At 36.5% G+C, this 1,928-nt stretch carries 3 rRNA genes; all 3 read left to right on the top strand.

The annotated features are described in order from the left end of the window. A 23S ribosomal RNA gene (locus ASC44_RS00115) occupies positions 1 to 544 on the top strand; the annotation flags it as partial. Positions 545 to 678: 134 nt separating this feature from the next. Continuing rightward, positions 679 to 786, top strand: a 5S ribosomal RNA gene (gene rrf, locus ASC44_RS00110). Between the two features lie 1,001 nt (positions 787 to 1,787). Further along, positions 1,788 to 1,928, top strand: a 16S ribosomal RNA gene (locus tag ASC44_RS00105); the annotation flags it as partial.

Raw genomic sequence — 1,928 nt, 5'->3', positions numbered from 1 at the left:
CTTGACTGAGAGACCTACAAGTCGATCAGGTACGAAAGTAGAGCATAGTGATCCGGTGGTTCCGTATGGAAGGGCCATCGCTCAAAGGATAAAAGGTACGCCGGGGATAACAGGCTGATCTCCCCCAAGAGCTCATATCGACGGGGGGGTTTGGCACCTCGATGTCGGCTCGTCACATCCTGGGGCTGGAGAAGGTCCCAAGGGTTGGGCTGTTCGCCCATTAAAGTGGCACGCGAGCTGGGTTCAGAACGTCGTGAGACAGTTCGGTCTCTATCTACAGTGGGCGTTAGAAATTTGAGTGGATCTGACTCTAGTACGAGAGGACCGAGTTGGACTAACCTCTGGTGTATCTGTTGTTCCGCCAGGAGCATTGCAGAGTAGCTACGTTGGGAAGGGATAAGCGCTGAAAGCATATAAGCGCGAAACCCACCACAAGATGAGATTTCTTTAAAGGGTCGTAGGAGATTACTACGTTGATAGGTCATAGGTGTAAAGGCAGTAATGTCATAGCCGAGTGATACTAATAACCCATAGGCTTATTGTACGCCTGTTTTTTTACTAAGTACAATACATATTATTACGATTTTCATGTTTAATACACTAAAGTGTACTTTTTTCAATATGTTATTTTATACGGTTAAGTAGTTGATCTTAAATCACTACATACACCGAAAGACTTAAGGTGATTATTGCGATAGGGCTCACCTCTTACCATTCCGAACAGAGAAGTTAAGCCTATTTGCGCCGATGGTACTACATTCGTGGGAGAGTAGGTCGTCGCCTTTTTTAGAGAATCCTCAACATTTATTTGTTGAGGATTTTTTTTGTGATAAACTTAAATGAAAATCTTAATTAATAATTACTAAATAAAAACCTGTTGTCTATAACATGTGATTTTTGATGTGATTTTTTGAGGTAGATAATTTGTGCAAGATTATAGTTAGGAATAATTATAATCTATTCATCTATGGATAGACTTAAATATTGGTTAGCTGTGCTTTGCGAGAGTGATAGAAACGGCATCCTTTTTTATTTAATAGAATAATATGCGTCTTGATTGACTACAGGAACTATGATGAGTTATAGATGTGTGGTTGTAAATAATTAAATAGTATAATTTCAAGTTTCTGTTTTCATGTTTTGTTTGTAATACTTTCTTATCTATTCAAGATAGAATGTATAGTTCTGGCTCATTATTGAGTTTTGGGTCTATTGAAAGTGACTATGGGTGTTTTATAATAATATTATAAATTGTAAATCACTGATTAGTAGGGGTTAAAAATAAGTTTTAAAAAAAGATTAAAATAAAGCTTGTCAGGTTGAAAATCAGTTGTACATTTGCAGCCGCTTAGCGTTGTAGTCACACAGACAATAACAAAAAGCGAAGTTCTAAAACAAGGCGAAAATAAAAATATAAAAAACTTTCAAAAAAAGCTTTTTATATAAAATAAAGGTTGTAAGTTTGCAGCCGCTAAAAACGTTAAAATTTAGAGCGAAAAAGTTCAGTGACATTAGATGTTTTTTTTAGAGTTTTAAAAGCTTCAAAGTTTTTAAAATAAAAACAAAAAAACATTGCACAGAATAAAAAAGGGTTTTACATTTGCAGCCCGCTAATAAGGTAACGAATTAGCAAATTAAAAATAAGAATACAAGTTCATAAACATATTGAATTGACAGCGTAAGTTTATAACTGGAAACGGTTATAAACAAACAAGAGAATAAACCATTCGAGTACTAATTAATTTCTTTGGTTGTTAAGCATATTAGTGGCAACACTTAAAAATTTAACGATGAAGAGTTTGATCCTGGCTCAGGATGAACGCTAGCGGCAGGCTTAACACATGCAAGTCGAGGGGTAACAGAGTAGCTTGCTATTGCTGACGACCGGCGCACGGGTGCGTAACGCGTATAGAATCTACCTTATACTA

It is taken from the genome of Lacinutrix mariniflava (assembly GCF_001418015.1).
Taxonomy (GTDB): domain Bacteria; phylum Bacteroidota; class Bacteroidia; order Flavobacteriales; family Flavobacteriaceae; genus Lacinutrix; species Lacinutrix mariniflava.
Note: the sequence above shows the minus strand (reverse complement) of the source record. Positions and strands in the feature narration are given on the sequence as shown.